This is a genomic window from Caulobacter sp. DMC95 (genome assembly GCF_056313785.1).
On the sequence record NZ_JBQUZP010000005.1, the window covers coordinates 271699 to 285180 of the forward strand.

A 13482-nucleotide genomic window follows, 5' to 3' on the forward strand; every position below is an offset into this window, starting at 1 on the left:
GAGCGACGCATGACCCGCTTGAAGGCGCACACCGAGCGACACGCAGTGTCACGGATCGGCTGGCTGCGCGCGGCGGTGCTGGGCGCCAATGACGGCATCGTCTCGACCGCCTCGCTGGTGGTCGGGGTGGCGGCGGCCGAAGCCACGCGCGGTCCGATCCTGCTGGCGGCCAGCGCGGGCCTGGTGGCCGGGGCCATGTCGATGGCGGCCGGTGAGTATGTGTCGGTCGCCTCCCAGGCCGACAGCGAAGCCGCCGACCTCGCCCGCGAGCGCAAGGAGCTGGAGACGCAGCCCGAGGAGGAGCTGGAGGAAATGACCGCGATCTATGTCTCGCGCGGCCTCACGCCCGATCTCGCCCGGCAGGTCGCCGAACAGCTGAACGCCGGCGACGCCCTGGCCGCCCACGCGCGCGACGAGCTGGGCATCTCCGAACACGTCACCGCACGGCCCGTTCAGGCGGCCCTGACCTCGGCGGCGACCTTCGCGGTCGGGGCGGCCATGCCGCTCCTGGTGTCGATGCTGGCCCCGCTGCCGGTGATCATCCCGACCATCTCGATCGCGACCCTGATCTTCCTGGCGGTGCTGGGCTGGCTGGGCGCGTGGGCGGGCGGCGCCAGTCCCTGGAAGCCGATGCTGCGCGTGACCTTCTGGGGCGCTCTGGCCCTCGTGGTCACCGCTGTGATCGGCAAGCTGTTCGGGGCGGTCGTTTAGGGGCGAGGTTTGCGTCGCGGCGCAAAATCCCGCATATCCCCGCGCCTTATGCCCCCCGCAAAGACCCTTCGCGACGTCCGGTCCCTGACCGAGGCCGGCTTGGTCTCGCCCGAGCGCCTACCGGCGCTGGAGGCGGTGGCGGCGCGCTATGCGGTGGCGATCACCCCGGCCATGGCTGAGCTGATCACACCCGGCGACGCAGCGGACCCGATTGCAAGGCAGTTCATCCCCTCGCCCGAGGAGCTGGTCGCCAGTCCGGGCGAAGACGGCGACCCGATCGGCGACGGCGCCCACAGCCCGGTGGAAGGGATCGTCCACCGCTATCCGGACCGCGTACTGATGAAGCCGACCCACACCTGCGCGGTCTATTGCCGGTTCTGCTTCCGGCGCGAGATGGTCGGCCCCGAGGGGCTGTCCAACCTGACCCCGGCCCAGTTGGACGCGGCCTTCGCCTATATCGCGCAGCACCCGGAAATCTGGGAGGTGATCGTCACCGGCGGCGACCCGCTGGTGCTGTCGCCCCGACGGCTCGCCGACCTGATGCAGCGGCTTGAGGCGATCGAGCACGTCAAGATCGTGCGCTTCCACACCCGCGTCCCGGCCGTCGATCCGCAAGGCGTCACGGATGAGCTCGTGACGGCGCTGAAAGGCTCGTCGAAGGCGGTCTATGTCGCGCTGCACGCCAACCACGCCCGCGAGCTGACGCCCGCCGCCCGCGCCGCGTGCGCGCGGATCATCGACGCAGGGATCCCGATGGTCAGCCAGACGGTGCTGCTGCGCGGAGTCAATGACGCCCCCGAGCCCCTGGCCGCGCTGATGCGCGCCTTCGTCGAGACGCGGATCAAGCCCTACTACCTGCACCACGGCGATCTGGCGCCCGGCACCGGGCATCTGCGCACGACGGTCGCCGAAGGTCAGGCGATCATGCGCGCCCTGCGCGGGACGCTGTCGGGCCTGGCCCAGCCGACCTATGTGCTCGACATCCCGGGCGGCCACGGCAAGGTTCCGGTCGGCCCGAACTACCTTGAAAACGGCGCCGTCGAGGACCCGGACGGCGCAACACGGCCCTATCCGCCCCTCGCGTGAAGACAGCCCTGTCGTCGCGCCCCGTTGCGACGCAGCAAAGCCTTGGCGAGGGCAGGGTTTCTCGTGCTAGAAAAGTTGTCACAACAGATGGCCCGGGCTGTGACGTCCGGCGCGAATTCAAGCGAAGGCTTGGCTTTTATGAGTGAAATCAAGACGGTCGGCGTTATCGGCGCTGGCCAGATGGGGTCAGGCATCGCGCATGTCGTCGCCCTGGGCGGCTATGACGTACGGCTCCACGACGTCTCGCGCGAGCGGATCGACGCGGGCGTCGCCGCCATCGAGAAGAACATGACCCGTCAGGTGGGCCGTGGAATCATCGACGACGCGACGATGAAGGCGGCCCTGGCCCGCATCCAGCCCGCCGAGGGCCTGGAGGCGATCGGCGCCACGGATCTGGCGATCGAAGCCGCCACCGAGAACGAGGAGATCAAGAAATCGATCTTCCGCAGCCTGCAACCGCACCTCAAAGCTGAGACGCTGCTGGCCTCGAACACCTCGTCGATCTCGATCACGCGCCTGGCCTCGGCCACGGACCGTCCCGAGCGGTTCATCGGCCTGCACTTCATGAACCCCGTGCCGCTGATGAAGCTGGTGGAGATCATCCGCGGCATCGCCACGGACGTCCCGACCTATGAGGCGGCCGTCAGCTTCGCCCAGTCGCTGGGTAAGATCACCAGCAACGCCGAAGACTTCCCCGCCTTCATCGTCAACCGCGTGCTGGTGCCGATGATCAACGAGGCGATCTACACCCTGTACGAAGGGGTCGGCACGGTCGACGCCATCGACACGGCGATGAAGCTGGGCGCCAACCACCCGATGGGTCCGCTGGAGCTGGGCGATTTCATCGGCCTCGACACGGTGCTCAGCATCATGAACGTGCTGCACGAGGGCCTGGCCGACAGCAAGTACCGCCCCTGCCCGCTGCTGGTGAAATATGTCGAGGCCGGCTGGCTTGGCAAAAAGACCGGACGCGGCTTCTATGACTATCGGGGCGAGACGCCGGTTCCCACGCGCTAGGCGTAATCGTGGCGTCTCAGAGAGGGGACGCCATGACTGACACCACCGCGCCGACGACGGAGGCCCTGCGCCCCGTCGCCAAGGCTGACCGCCACCTGAGCCTGGACGTCCTGCGGGGCCTGGGCGTCATGGGCATCCTGGCCGTCAACGCCGTCGCCTTCGGCCTGCCCATGTCGGTCTACATGTCGCCCGAGCTGTCGCCCTTCGGGATGGCCGGAAGCGAAGGCATGGCCTGGTGGGTCGTGCAGACCTTCTTCCACTACAAGTTCGTCACCCTGTTCTCGATCCTGTTCGGGGTGTCGATCCTGCTGGTGGGCGGCGAGCGCTCGGACAAGGCCCGCGGCGCCCTGCTGCGCCGCCGGCTGGGCTGGCTCTTGGTAATCGGCCTGCTGCATGGCCTGCTGATCTGGTACGGCGACATCCTGCTGCTCTACGCCTGCACGGGCTTTGTGGCCCTGCTGGCGCGGTCCTGGACGCCCAGGCGGCTGTTCACGGTCAGCCTGACCATCCTGCTGCTAGGTTCGGCCCTCGCGGTCGCGCCGCTGATCCTGCTGGAAAGCGCCCCGGCCGACCTGCAGCAAAAGATCATCGCCCAGATGAGCCAACCCGGGTCAGGCGTGGACGTGGCGGCCGCGACGGCGGCGATGCGCGGCGGGCTGGTCCCGGCCTTGGGCGAGAACTTCAAGAGCTGGATGATCCTGCAGCCCGCCAGCCTCATCGTGTTCATCTGGCGCACCGGCGCCCTGATGCTGCTGGGCATGGCGCTGTTCAAGACCGGCTTCCTGACCGGCAAGGCCAAGACCTGGATTTACCTGCTGCTGATCGCCCTGGGCGGCGCGGGCCTGGCCTGGACCGGCTGGGAGAACAGCATGAAGCTGGCCACCGACTTCGCCAAGCCGCAAGCCTTGGGCCGCTACAACCTGGCCTATGAGTTCGCCAGCCTGCCGATCACGCTCGGCTATGCCTCCTTGGCCATCCTGCTGATCCGTTCGCGCCTGTTCGCCGGCCTGCTGAGCCCCGTGGCGCGGCTGGGACAGATGGCCTTCACCAACTACCTGACCCAGTCGATCCTGATGACGACGCTGTTCTGGAGCGGCCGTGGCCTGGGACTGTTTGGCGAGCTCAACCGGGTCGAGCTGTGGGGCTGTGTGATCGCCATCTGGGCGCTGCAGCTAATCTGGTCGCCGCTGTGGCTGTCGCGCGTCTCGATGGGGCCGATGGAATGGATCTGGCGCCGCTTGTCCTACGGCAAGGGCCTCGCGCGGGAAGCTTGAGATAAAAGCCTGTATTTACGAGAGATCCAGGCGCGCGCACCCTCATGCGCGCGCCCTTCGCTTCCCCCGACCCAGGCGCGCTGATCCCCCGATCACGGCCTGGAAACTCGCCCCCGAGGCCGACGCGACAGGGGAATCGCGCCGGCTAGACCGTCGAACCCCGGCGGAGGAGTCGACGACCGCTCTTTCGAGCGCGCCAACTACCCCACCGGCGCGCCCGAAAAAGCTCGCTTCTTTTGGCGGTGCGGCGCCGCTCTGTCATTGCCCGCCTGTCCACGTTCTATTGTCTAGCTGTCTGGAATCGGCGAGAGCCTCCTCGACCGCCGAGGATCCATGCACACTGAAACGCCGCCGAGAGACTTGTGGATTCTGGACGCCCGGGAGGAGGCTGACGCCGCCGAGCGATACCGGCAGGCCTGCGCGCAGTTGTTCGAGGTCACGCTGCTGGGCCCGGACGCCGAATTCCACAACCGGATGGACGGCTACAATCTGGGCGGCGTCGTCCTGGCGCGGTGCAAGGGCGTGCCCCAGCGGTTCGAGCGCCGCTATGCGCATATCATCGCCGACACCGCCGACTCGGTGCTGGCCGTTCTGGAACTGAGCTCGGGCGGCTGGCGCGGGATTTATGACGGCCGGGCCGCCGACAGCGGCATGGGCGCGATCCGCCTGATCGACATGTCGCGCCCCTTCGACATGACCACCGCCGCCTTCGAGACTCTGAACCTGGCCATCCCCCGCGCCATGCTGGATGAGCGGGTCGACCAGATCGATTTCCACGGTCGCGTGGTGTCCGAAGACACCGCCACCGGGCGGATCCTGGGCGCGCACATGCGGGCGGTGTGGGACAGCAGCCAGACCATCACCACCGCCGAGGCGGCGCTGGCGGCCAAGGCGGCGGCGACCCTGTTCAGCGCGGCGATCCTGGCCCATGGCGAGGTCGGCGGCGACGACGCCCGGCCGGTGGAGAAGATGCTGCTGGCCTCGGCCCGCGACTTCGTCATCGAGCGCCTGGCCGACCCGGACCTGTCGCCCGAGGCGGTTCGTGAGCATCTGGGGATCTCGCGCAGCCTGCTCTACAAGGTGTTCGAGCCAGCCGGCGGGGTCAGCGCCTTCATCCAGGCGCGTCGCCTGGACCAGGCCTTCGACGACATCATCCGGGACCAGAGCGAGCGCAAGACCCTGGCCGAGATCGGCTACGGTCTGGGCTTCCGGTCCGACGCCCACTTCAGCCGCGTGTTCCGCGCCCGCTTCGGCGTGACACCGGGGCGCCTGCGCCGCCTGGGCGGCGCGGCGCGGCAGGAAGGTCTGTCAGCCCTGGAACGCCCGGACGACGTGTTCGTGTGGGTGGGGAGCTTGTTGTAGACGCCCCCTCCGTCTCGCTGCGTATCCGCAGCGATCCACCTCCCCCGCAAGCGGGGCAGGAGGGCTTTAGGAGATCATCCTCACCCGTGAAACGGGGGAGGTGGCGCGGCGCGGATACGCGACGGGACGGAGGGCGCGCTCTGGCCCCCTACCCCGCGCCCAGCGCCACGGCGACGTGGTAGGTCACGAACGCGGCGATATAGGCCAAGCCCACCATGTAGACGAACATGACCGTCGGCCAGACCCAGCTGTTGGTCTCGCGCTTGACCACGCCCAGGGTGGGCAGGCACTGCGGCGCAAAGACGTACCAGGCCAGGAACGACAGGGCGCTGGCCAGCGACCACTGATTCTTGAGCAGGGTCGACAACGCGCCAGTCTCGCCGTCCTCGCCGCCGACGGCGTAGACGGTGCCCAGCACAGCCACGGCCACTTCGCGGGCGGCCATGCCAGGGATCAGGGCCACGGTCATCTGCCAGTTGAAGCCGATCGGGGCCATCAGCGGGGCCAGGAACTGGCCCAGGCGCCCGGCGATGGAGTAGTCGATGGCCGGCCCGGTCGCGCCCTCGGGCGGATAGGGGAAGGTCGACAGCACCCAGACCAGCACCATCAGTGGCAGAATGATGCGGCCCGCCCGGCTCATGAAGATGCGCGCGCGGGTCCACAGGTTCATCAGCACATTGCGCGGCTCGGGCCAGCGATAGGTCGGCAGCTCCATCATGAAGGGCTCGACCGCGCCGCGCCAGAAGATGCGCCGGATCACGAACGACACCACGAGCGCGCTGACGATGCCGCTGGCGTAGAGGCCGAACATCACCAGACCCTGCAGCGACAGCACGCCCCATACCGTCTGGTTGGGAATGAAGGCGCCGATAATCAGGGTGTATACGGGGATCCGCGCCGAGCAGGTCATCAGCGGCGCGACCAGGATGGTGGTCAGGCGGTCCTGGCGGTTGTCGATCACCCGCGTCGACATGATGCCGGGAATGGCGCAGGCGAAGCTGCTGAGCAGCGGGATGAAGGCGCGCCCGTGCAGGCCCGCGCCGCCCATGATCTTGTCCATCAGGAAGGCCGCGCGGGCCATGTAGCCGCTGTCTTCCAGGAGCAGGATGAAGAAGAACAGGATCAGGATCTGCGGCAGGAACACCAGCACGCTGCCGACGCCGGCGATCAGACCGTCGGCGATAAAGCTGGTCAGAAGACCCTGCGGCAGGTGGGCGTTGGTCAGCTCGATCAGGGCCGCAAAGCCCGCGTCGATGCCGTCCATGGCGGGCGTCGCCCAGGTGAACACCGCCTGGAACATGACGAACAGCAGGCCCAGCAGGATGGTCAGACCCGCGACCGGGTGCAGCAGCACGTCGTCGATCTTGCCGGTCATGGTGTCGGGCCGCTCGGGCGGCTTCACGCAGAGCTTGAAGATGCGCTGGGCCTCGGCGTGGGCGACGCGGATCTCGGCGGGGCTGGGCTCATGCCAGGCGTTCTCGGCGGTCAGCGCCTGGCGCTCGACCAGGGCCTCGACCTTGTCCAGCAGCTCGGGCAGGCCGCGCTTGCGGGTGGCCACCGTGGTGACGATCGGCGCGCCGATCTCGGCCTGCAGGCGCTCAAGGTCGATGCGCAGGCCCTGGCGCTGGGCGATGTCGTACATGTTGAGGGCCAGCACGAACGGGCGGCCCACCTGCTTGAGCTCAAGCGCCAGGCGCAGCACCAGACGCAGGTTGGTGGCGTCGGCGACGCACACCAGGGCCTGGGGCGCGTCCTCGCCGGCCAGCTTGCCCAGCACCGCGTCGCGGGTCACGACCTCGTCGGGGCTGCGGGCGCGCAGGGAATAGGTGCCCGGCAGGTCCAGCACGCGGATCTGGCGGCCGCTGGGGGCGGTCAGCACGCCCTCCTTCCGCTCCACCGTGACGCCGGCGTAGTTGGCCACCTTCTGGCGGCTGCCGGTCAGGGCGTTGAACAGGGCGGTCTTGCCGGAGTTGGGATTGCCGACCAGGGCGATCCGGGCGGTGTCGGCGGTCGACGAAGCGACGGGGGGCGCGGCGGCGCCGGAATCGGGGGTCAAGGTCCTAGCGTCCGTCGAATTTCACGCTGATCGCGCCGGCCTCGCGGCGACGCAGGGCCACGCGGGTGTCGTCCACCCGAACCGCGATCGGATCGCGCCCGAAGAGGCCCTCGTGCAGCACCTCGATCGACGCGCCCTCGACAAAGCCCATCTCCAGCAAACGGCGCTCCAGCTCCTCGGCGACGATGGCCTCGGCCGCGCCGCTGTGGCCGGTCACACGGACGATCACGCCGCGTTCGCCGCGGCCGGCGCTGGCCAGGGGGCGCACGCCCGACGCGATCTCGGCGGGGTTGAATTCAGGCGACAAAACGAACGCTTCGGACATCATGGCTCCGATTAGATTGCGAACGATTATCAGTCGAAGCGCCCAATGTCGATTCAGCGATCCTCCGGATGTGGGTTATGCTGCGCCCTTAAGGATCGTTGGGACGGAATGGCGCAGGGCCGTTAATCTATTCGACTCTTCAGGCCGGGACCGGTCTGATTGCGTGTAACGATTCGTGTGGACGGATTATGCGTAGACTGATGCTGGCGCTCCTGACGGGCGCTTATCTCTGTCTGGCCTTGATCGTCTCCCTCTTCCTCTGGAGGACGGGAGCGACGCCGACTGTCGGCGTGTCTGCGTTCATCGGCACGCTGGGCCTGTGTTTCGCCTTCCACGGCCTGATCGCCCAGGCCCTGATGGGCGCGGCCCTGCGCCTGGACATCGACACCATCCGCGAAGCCCACGCCATTCTTCTGGACCAGATCGAGAAGGTCGACGCCCGCGTCACCGACCTGGTCGACACCGTCGCCGCCGACGCCCAGCGCCGCTCCGAGGAGCTGTCGACCGAGGTGCATCAGCTGGAGGACCTGATCCAGCAGATGAACGACCGGCTGGAGCACCAGCTGACCCATCAGGTCGCCGCCGCCTCGGCCCGCAGCAGCGGCCGCGATCGCGCGCCCCACGCCAGCCACATGCTGCAGGTTGTGCAGGACGCCCTGGCCGAGAACCGAGTCGACCTCTACCTGCAGCCGATCGTCAGCCTGCCCCAGCGCCGGACCGTCTTCTACGAGAGCTTCTCGCGCCTGCGCGACGAGACCGGCCGCGTGATGATGCCGGCCGAATATCTGGCGGTGGCCGAGGGCGAAGGCCTGATGACGGCCATCGACAACCTCTTGCTGTTCCGCTGCGTACAGATTGTCCGCCGCCTGGCCAAGCAGGACCGCAAGGTCGGGATTTTCTGCAACATCTCGCTGGCCAGCCTGGGCGACGAGAGCTTCTTCCCGCAGTTCCTGGAGTTCATGCAGGGCAACAAGGACCTGGCCGGCGCGGTGATCTTCGAGCTGGGCCAGGCGGCGTTTGATCGTCGCGGCCCGGTCGAGGCCCGCCACATGGCGCGTCTTGCCAGCTTGGGCTTCAGCTTCAGCCTGGACAAGGTCAACGACCTTGACGTCGACTTCCAGGACCTGGCCCGGGCCGACGTCAAGTTCCTGAAGGTCGGCGCCCAGATGATGCTGGACCAGCTGGAAGAGCAGGACGGCAAGCTGGTCATCGCCTCGCTGCCCGACCTCAACGCCAGCGACTTCGCCGCCCTGACCCGTCGCTACGGCGTCGAGGTGATCGTCGAGAAGGTCGAGGCCGAGAAGCAGGTGGCCGAGGTGCTGGACCTCGACATCGGCTATGGCCAGGGCCACCTGTTCGGCGAGCCGCGCGCCATCCGCGACGCGGTGCTGGCCGAGGCCGACCCGCCCGCCGACTTCATCCGCGCGCCGATGCGTCGCCGCGCCGTGGGCTGGTAGGACCTAAGACAGCAAGCATCGGAATGACGCCGCCCCGCGCGGACGGCAGGGTCTCCCGTCAGAAGGAGCCCCCGATGACTTACGACACTGATGACGCCCGCTGGGCGGCCTGGGAAGCGCGCGACCGCGCCGCCGACGGCGCCTTCTTCGTGGCCGTGCGCACGACCGGCGTCTATTGCATCGCCAGCTGTCCGGCTCGCCCGCTGCGCAAGAACGTCGTCTTCCACGACAGCCGCGAGGCCGCCCAAGCCGCCGGCTTCCGCGCGTGCCTGCGCTGCAAGCCCGACCGGGTCGCCGCGTGAGTCTCGACTGGACCCGCATCGCCGCCGAGTTGGACGCGCGCGGCTGGGCCCTGACCGGGCCGCTACTGAAACCCGAGACCTGCGCCGCCGTCGCCGACCTCTATCCGCACGACGTAGGCTTCCGCAGTCGGGTGGTCATGGCCCGCCACGGCTTTGGGCGCGGCGAGTACAAGTATTTCAGCTATCCGCTGCCCGAAGTCGTACAGCGCCTGCGAGAGAGCCTCTACGGCCCGTTGTCGGGGATCGCGAACCGCTGGGCGCAGCGCCTGGGCGAGGACCGCCGCTTTCCCGACACGCTGGAGGCGATGCTGGCCCGCTGCCACGAGGCGGGTCAGGTTCGCCCTACGCCCCTGCTGCTGACCTATGGCCCCGGCGACTACAACTGCCTGCATCAGGACCTCTATGGCGAGCACGTCTTCCCGCTGCAGGCGGCGTTCCTGCTGGACGAGCCGGGGCGCGACTTCGACGGCGGCGAGTTCGTCATCGTCGAGCAGCGCCCCCGTCAGCAGTCCGCGCCGCAGGTCGTGCCGCTAAGACAGGGCGAAGGCGTGATCTTCGCGGTGCGGGAGCGTCCGGCCGATGGGACGCGTGGCGTCCATCGGCGGATGCTGCGGCATGGCGTCAGCGAGGTGCGGTCCGGGCGGCGGCGGACGCTGGGGGTGATTTTTCATGATGCCCAATAGGTCATGTTCCGACCTCCCCGGCGAATGCCGGGGAGTGTGAGGGTGCGCCCCCTCACCCCATCGGCGCAACGCCAAACAGCAGCCGGTGCAGCACGAACACGAACACCAGATACAGCACCGTCCCGCCCAACACGCCGATCAGGTCCGAGCGCGGCTTGACCACCACCGGGGCGGGCTCCTTGCGGCTGATGGCGGAGACCAGATCCACCACCGCCCAGACCAGGAACGATCCGAACAGCAGCGCCGAGGCCTGGTCGCCATTGGCCAGCAAGTGGCCGGCCGACCACAGGATCACGCCCAGCAGCATCGGGTGGCGCACCGTGGCCTTGATGCGTCCGGCCGGGGCGTTGGCCGTGGGCAAGAGGATGAAGGCCAGCCACACCAGCAGCATGGCCGCGTGACGGCCCCAGGCGGGCGGATCGTAGAGCTGCGGCGCGGCGGGGCGATAGACGATCCAGCCCCAGATGATCAGGCCAAGGCCTGCGGCGGCGATCAGCGAATAGAGCCCGCGCCAGCGCTTGGGACTGGCGGCGACCTGGGCGTCGCGGAAGGGCGCGGCCAGGATCCGCACCGAGTGGATCCCCAGAAACAGCACAAGACCAAGAACCAGAATCGTCATGACGCCCTCCCTTTGACGGCGAGCATAGTCACGGAACGTCGGTCTTCGATAGCATCGCCTGACGGGCCTTGAATCCCGCCGCCCAGGGCTCAGCTAAGGGGCGGGCCGCATTGACGCCCCGTTCCCGGACCGCTACCGCCGAGCCCATGATGGATTTCCCCCCCGGCCTCTCCGCCCTTTCCGACCGTTACGACGTGGTGCTGAGCGACGTCTGGGGCGTGATCCACAATGGCGTCGTCAGCTTTCCCGAGGCCTGCGACGCCCTGACCCAGTGGGCGCAGACCAAGGGCCCGGTGGTGTTGATCTCCAACTCGCCGCGCCCGTCGCACGACGTGGTGGCGCAGCTGGACGCGCTGGGCGTGCCGCGCTCGGCCTGGCAGGGCTTCGTGACCTCGGGCGACGCCACCCGCGCCCTCCTGAAGGCCAACGCCCCGGGCAAGGTCTGGAAGATCGGTCCCGCCCGCGACGAGGTGCTTTACGAGGGCATCGACTTGGTCGACGCCGGCTGCGAGGACGCCGACTTCATCTCCAGCACCGGCCTCTATGACGACGAGAACGAGGTCCCCGAGGACTATCGCGACCGTCTGAAGGTCGCCGCTGAGCGCGGCCTGCTGTTCATCTGCGCCAATCCAGACCGCGTGGTGCAGCGCGGCGACAAGCTGATCTTCTGCGCCGGCGCCCTGGCCGATCTCTATGAGAGCCTGGGCGGAAAGGTGGTGATGGCGGGCAAGCCCTACGGCCAGATCTATGACCTGGCCATCGCCGAGGCCGAGCGCCTCCTGGGCCGCCCCGTCGACCGCGCCCGCATCGTCTGCGTCGGCGACGGCGTGATCACCGACGTGAAGGGCGCGCACGACCAGAAGCTGGCCTGCCTGTTCGTGGCCAAGGGCATCCATGGCGACAAGGCCGTGGGTCCCGACGGCCAGCTGGTTCCCGACGCCGTCCACGCCCTGCTGGACGCCGAGGCCGTGGGCGCGACCCACGCGATCGGCGATCTGGTCTGGTGATGACGGATTGAGCGGTTAGACTGTGTGCAACGCACAATAAAAGCCGCAGGGGAGCGCGTGATGCAGGGTAAGTTCCTGGAAGAGCTGAATGTCGGCCAGTCGGCCGAGCTGGTCCGCACCGTCGGCGAGGCCGACATCGTGGCCTTCGCCGAGGTGACCGGCGACAACAATCCCGTCCACCTGGACGCCGACTACGCCGCCGGCACCAGCTTTGGCGAGCGTATCGCCCACGGCATGCTGTCGGCCGGCTACATCTCGGCGGTGCTGGGCACCACCCTGCCCGGCCCCGGCGCGATCTATCTGTCCCAGGCGCTGCGCTTCAAGCGCCCGGTCAAGATCGGCGACGCCGTCACCGCCCGCGCCACCATCACTGAAATCGACGAGGCCAAGGCCCGCGTCACCCTCGCCACGGTCTGCCTGGTCAACGGCAAGCCGGTGGTCGACGGCGAGGCTGTGGTCATGGTTCCGCGCAAGGCCGCCTGATGCCCCTGAAGACTGTTCACGCCTGGAAGAGCCTGCCCGCCGAGGAGCGCGGCGCGTCCGTCGCGCTCGGCAATTTCGACGGCGTGCATCGCGGCCACCAGCAGGTGATCGCCCAGGCCGCCAAGGCGGCCATGGCCAGCAAGGCGCCGCTGGGCGTGATCAGCTTCGACCCGCATCCGCGCCGCCTGTTCCGCCCCACCGAGCCGGCCTTCAAGCTGATGACCCAGGCCCAGCAGGCCCGGGCGTTGGCGGGACTGGGCGTCGACACCTTCTACCTGCTGCCGTTCGACTTCGAGATGGCCAGCTACGGCGACCGCGAGTTCGTCGAGAAGGTGCTGGTCGAGGGCCTGGGCGTCACCCACGTGGCCGCCGGCTTCGACATCTCGTTCGGACGCGGCCGCACCGGCAGCCCCGATCTGCTGCGCGCCTATGGCGAGGAGTACGGCTTCACCGTCTCGATCGCCGAACCGGTGGCCAGCGGCGACGGCGAGAAGTTCTCCTCGACGGGCGTGCGCGACGCCCTGCGGGCCGGCCAACCCGAGCAGGCCGCCCGCATCCTGGGTCGCCCCTTCGCCATCGAGGGCGTGGTCCGGCGCGGCCAGCAGCTGGGCCGCCAGCTGGGCTTCCCCACCGCCAATGTCGAGGTCGAGGACTATGTGGTCCCGAAACTCGGCGTCTACGCCACCCGCACCCGCCTGCCCGACGGCCGCGTGGCCCCGGGCGTGGCCAATCTGGGCAACAACCCGACCACGGGCCTCGTCGAGACGCGGCTGGAGACCTGGCTGTTCGACTTCGACGAAGACCTCTACGGCCAGATCATCGAGACCGAACTGGTGGCCTTCCTGCGTCCCGAGCTGAAGTTCGACAGCCTGGAGCTGATGATCGACCAGATCCGCCGCGACGAGCAGGCCGCGCGCGCGATCGTCGCGCCGGCGTTTTAGCGGGTACGACGCCCCCTCCGTCTCGACGCTTCGCGTCGATCCACCTCCCCCGCAAGCGGGGCAGGAGGGAAGCGGCTTCCTCCTCACCCGTGAAACGGGGGAGGTGTCGCGTGGCAAGGCCGCGTGACGGAGGGGGCGCTCGACTCAGCCCCCGCTCCC

At 68.6% G+C, this 13482-nt stretch carries 14 protein-coding genes and 2 pseudogenes; 13 read left to right on the forward strand and 3 right to left on the reverse strand.

Annotated elements, in window-relative coordinates; translation table 11 throughout:
- Nucleotides 1-9: 9 nt before the first annotated feature.
- The 6 genes and pseudogenes from ACT53N_RS14035 to ACT53N_RS14060 all read left to right on the forward strand — a co-directional run.
- Entirely contained in the window at nt 10-711 is a 702-nt protein-coding gene (locus ACT53N_RS14035) for a VIT1/CCC1 transporter family protein (protein ID WP_476064469.1), read from the forward strand.
- A 48-nt stretch (nt 712-759) separates the two neighbouring features.
- Nucleotides 760-1797, forward strand: a complete 1038-nt coding sequence (locus ACT53N_RS14040) for a lysine-2,3-aminomutase-like protein (RefSeq protein ID WP_476064470.1) — start codon at nt 760-762, stop codon at nt 1795-1797.
- Between the two features lie 138 nt (nt 1798-1935).
- Entirely contained in the window at nt 1936-2814 is an 879-nt protein-coding gene (locus tag ACT53N_RS14045) for a 3-hydroxybutyryl-CoA dehydrogenase (RefSeq protein ID WP_476064471.1), read from the forward strand.
- A 32-nt stretch (nt 2815-2846) separates the two neighbouring features.
- Nucleotides 2847-4088 (forward strand): DUF418 domain-containing protein, encoded by a 1242-nt coding sequence (locus ACT53N_RS14050; protein ID WP_476064472.1) that lies wholly within the window; start codon nt 2847-2849, stop codon nt 4086-4088.
- A 333-nt stretch (nt 4089-4421) separates the two neighbouring features.
- Nucleotides 4422-5450 (forward strand): AraC-like ligand-binding domain-containing protein, encoded by a 1029-nt coding sequence (locus ACT53N_RS14055; RefSeq protein ID WP_476064473.1) that lies wholly within the window; start codon nt 4422-4424, stop codon nt 5448-5450.
- Nucleotides 5450-5556: pseudogene (locus ACT53N_RS14060) on the forward strand (hypothetical protein); the annotation flags it as partial. The gene ACT53N_RS14055 and the pseudogene ACT53N_RS14060, both read left to right, overlap by 1 nt.
- Before the next feature lie 42 nt (nt 5557-5598).
- Here the strand turns inward: ACT53N_RS14060 and feoB are convergent.
- Together feoB and ACT53N_RS14070 are read right to left on the reverse strand one after the other, a co-directional pair.
- On the reverse strand, nt 5599-7506 hold the full coding sequence (gene feoB / locus ACT53N_RS14065) for a ferrous iron transport protein B (RefSeq protein ID WP_476064474.1): 1908 nt from the start codon (nt 7504-7506) through the stop codon (nt 5599-5601).
- Nucleotides 7507-7510: 4 nt separating this feature from the next.
- Nucleotides 7511-7831, reverse strand: a complete 321-nt coding sequence (locus ACT53N_RS14070) for a FeoA family protein (RefSeq protein WP_476064475.1) — start codon at nt 7829-7831, stop codon at nt 7511-7513.
- 188 nt (nt 7832-8019) lie between these two features.
- On the opposite strand from ACT53N_RS14070, the gene tipF reads away from it, so the two are divergent.
- From tipF to ACT53N_RS14085, 3 genes are all read left to right on the forward strand, one after another.
- A complete protein-coding gene (gene tipF / locus ACT53N_RS14075) occupies nt 8020-9288 on the forward strand; it encodes a flagella assembly cyclic-di-GMP phosphodiesterase TipF (protein ID WP_476064476.1) in 1269 nt (422 codons plus the stop codon).
- A 74-nt stretch (nt 9289-9362) separates the two neighbouring features.
- Entirely contained in the window at nt 9363-9590 is a 228-nt protein-coding gene (locus ACT53N_RS14080; protein ID WP_476064477.1) for an Ada metal-binding domain-containing protein, read from the forward strand.
- Complete coding sequence (locus ACT53N_RS14085) at nt 9587-10273, forward strand: 2OG-Fe(II) oxygenase (RefSeq protein WP_476064478.1); 687 nt, start codon at nt 9587-9589, stop codon at nt 10271-10273. The genes ACT53N_RS14080 and ACT53N_RS14085 overlap by 4 nt, the downstream gene beginning before the upstream one ends.
- Nucleotides 10274-10325: 52 nt before the next feature.
- Here ACT53N_RS14085 and ACT53N_RS14090 read toward each other — a convergent pair whose 3' ends face one another.
- Entirely contained in the window at nt 10326-10892 is a 567-nt protein-coding gene (locus ACT53N_RS14090) for an NnrU family protein (protein WP_476064479.1), read from the reverse strand.
- 146 nt (nt 10893-11038) lie between these two features.
- Between ACT53N_RS14090 and ACT53N_RS14095 the strand changes: the two genes are divergently transcribed.
- The 4 genes and pseudogenes from ACT53N_RS14095 to ACT53N_RS14110 form a co-directional block, all read left to right on the forward strand.
- Entirely contained in the window at nt 11039-11899 is an 861-nt protein-coding gene (locus ACT53N_RS14095) for a TIGR01459 family HAD-type hydrolase (RefSeq protein ID WP_476064480.1), read from the forward strand.
- 57 nt (nt 11900-11956) lie between these two features.
- Nucleotides 11957-12382 carry a MaoC family dehydratase gene (locus tag ACT53N_RS14100; protein WP_476064481.1) on the forward strand — a complete coding sequence of 142 codons (426 nt, stop codon included), beginning with the start codon at nt 11957-11959 and terminating at the stop codon, nt 12380-12382.
- Entirely contained in the window at nt 12382-13323 is a 942-nt protein-coding gene (locus tag ACT53N_RS14105; RefSeq protein WP_476064482.1) for a bifunctional riboflavin kinase/FAD synthetase, read from the forward strand. The genes ACT53N_RS14100 and ACT53N_RS14105 overlap by 1 nt, the downstream gene beginning before the upstream one ends.
- Nucleotides 13324-13330: 7 nt before the next feature.
- Nucleotides 13331-13450: pseudogene (locus ACT53N_RS14110) on the forward strand (hypothetical protein); the annotation flags it as partial.
- Between the last annotated feature and the right edge of the window lie 32 nt (nt 13451-13482).

What these genes read in the sequence shown, in the direction of transcription:
- ACT53N_RS14035 (WP_476064469.1), top strand. Translation starts at nt 10, where the DNA reads ATGACCCGCTTGAAGGCGCACACCGAGCGACACGCAGTGTCACGGATC.
- ACT53N_RS14040 (WP_476064470.1), top strand. Translation starts at nt 760, where the DNA reads ATGCCCCCCGCAAAGACCCTTCGCGACGTCCGGTCCCTGACCGAGGCC.
- ACT53N_RS14045 (WP_476064471.1), top strand. Translation starts at nt 1,936, where the DNA reads ATGAGTGAAATCAAGACGGTCGGCGTTATCGGCGCTGGCCAGATGGGG.
- ACT53N_RS14050 (WP_476064472.1), top strand. Translation starts at nt 2,847, where the DNA reads ATGACTGACACCACCGCGCCGACGACGGAGGCCCTGCGCCCCGTCGCC.
- ACT53N_RS14055 (WP_476064473.1), top strand. Translation starts at nt 4,422, where the DNA reads ATGCACACTGAAACGCCGCCGAGAGACTTGTGGATTCTGGACGCCCGG.
- ACT53N_RS14070 (WP_476064475.1), bottom strand. Translation starts at nt 7,831, where the DNA reads ATGTCCGAAGCGTTCGTTTTGTCGCCTGAATTCAACCCCGCCGAGATC.
- tipF (WP_476064476.1), top strand. Translation starts at nt 8,020, where the DNA reads ATGCGTAGACTGATGCTGGCGCTCCTGACGGGCGCTTATCTCTGTCTG.
- ACT53N_RS14080 (WP_476064477.1), top strand. Translation starts at nt 9,363, where the DNA reads ATGACTTACGACACTGATGACGCCCGCTGGGCGGCCTGGGAAGCGCGC.
- ACT53N_RS14090 (WP_476064479.1), bottom strand. Translation starts at nt 10,892, where the DNA reads ATGACGATTCTGGTTCTTGGTCTTGTGCTGTTTCTGGGGATCCACTCG.
- ACT53N_RS14095 (WP_476064480.1), top strand. Translation starts at nt 11,039, where the DNA reads ATGATGGATTTCCCCCCCGGCCTCTCCGCCCTTTCCGACCGTTACGAC.
- ACT53N_RS14105 (WP_476064482.1), top strand. Translation starts at nt 12,382, where the DNA reads ATGCCCCTGAAGACTGTTCACGCCTGGAAGAGCCTGCCCGCCGAGGAG.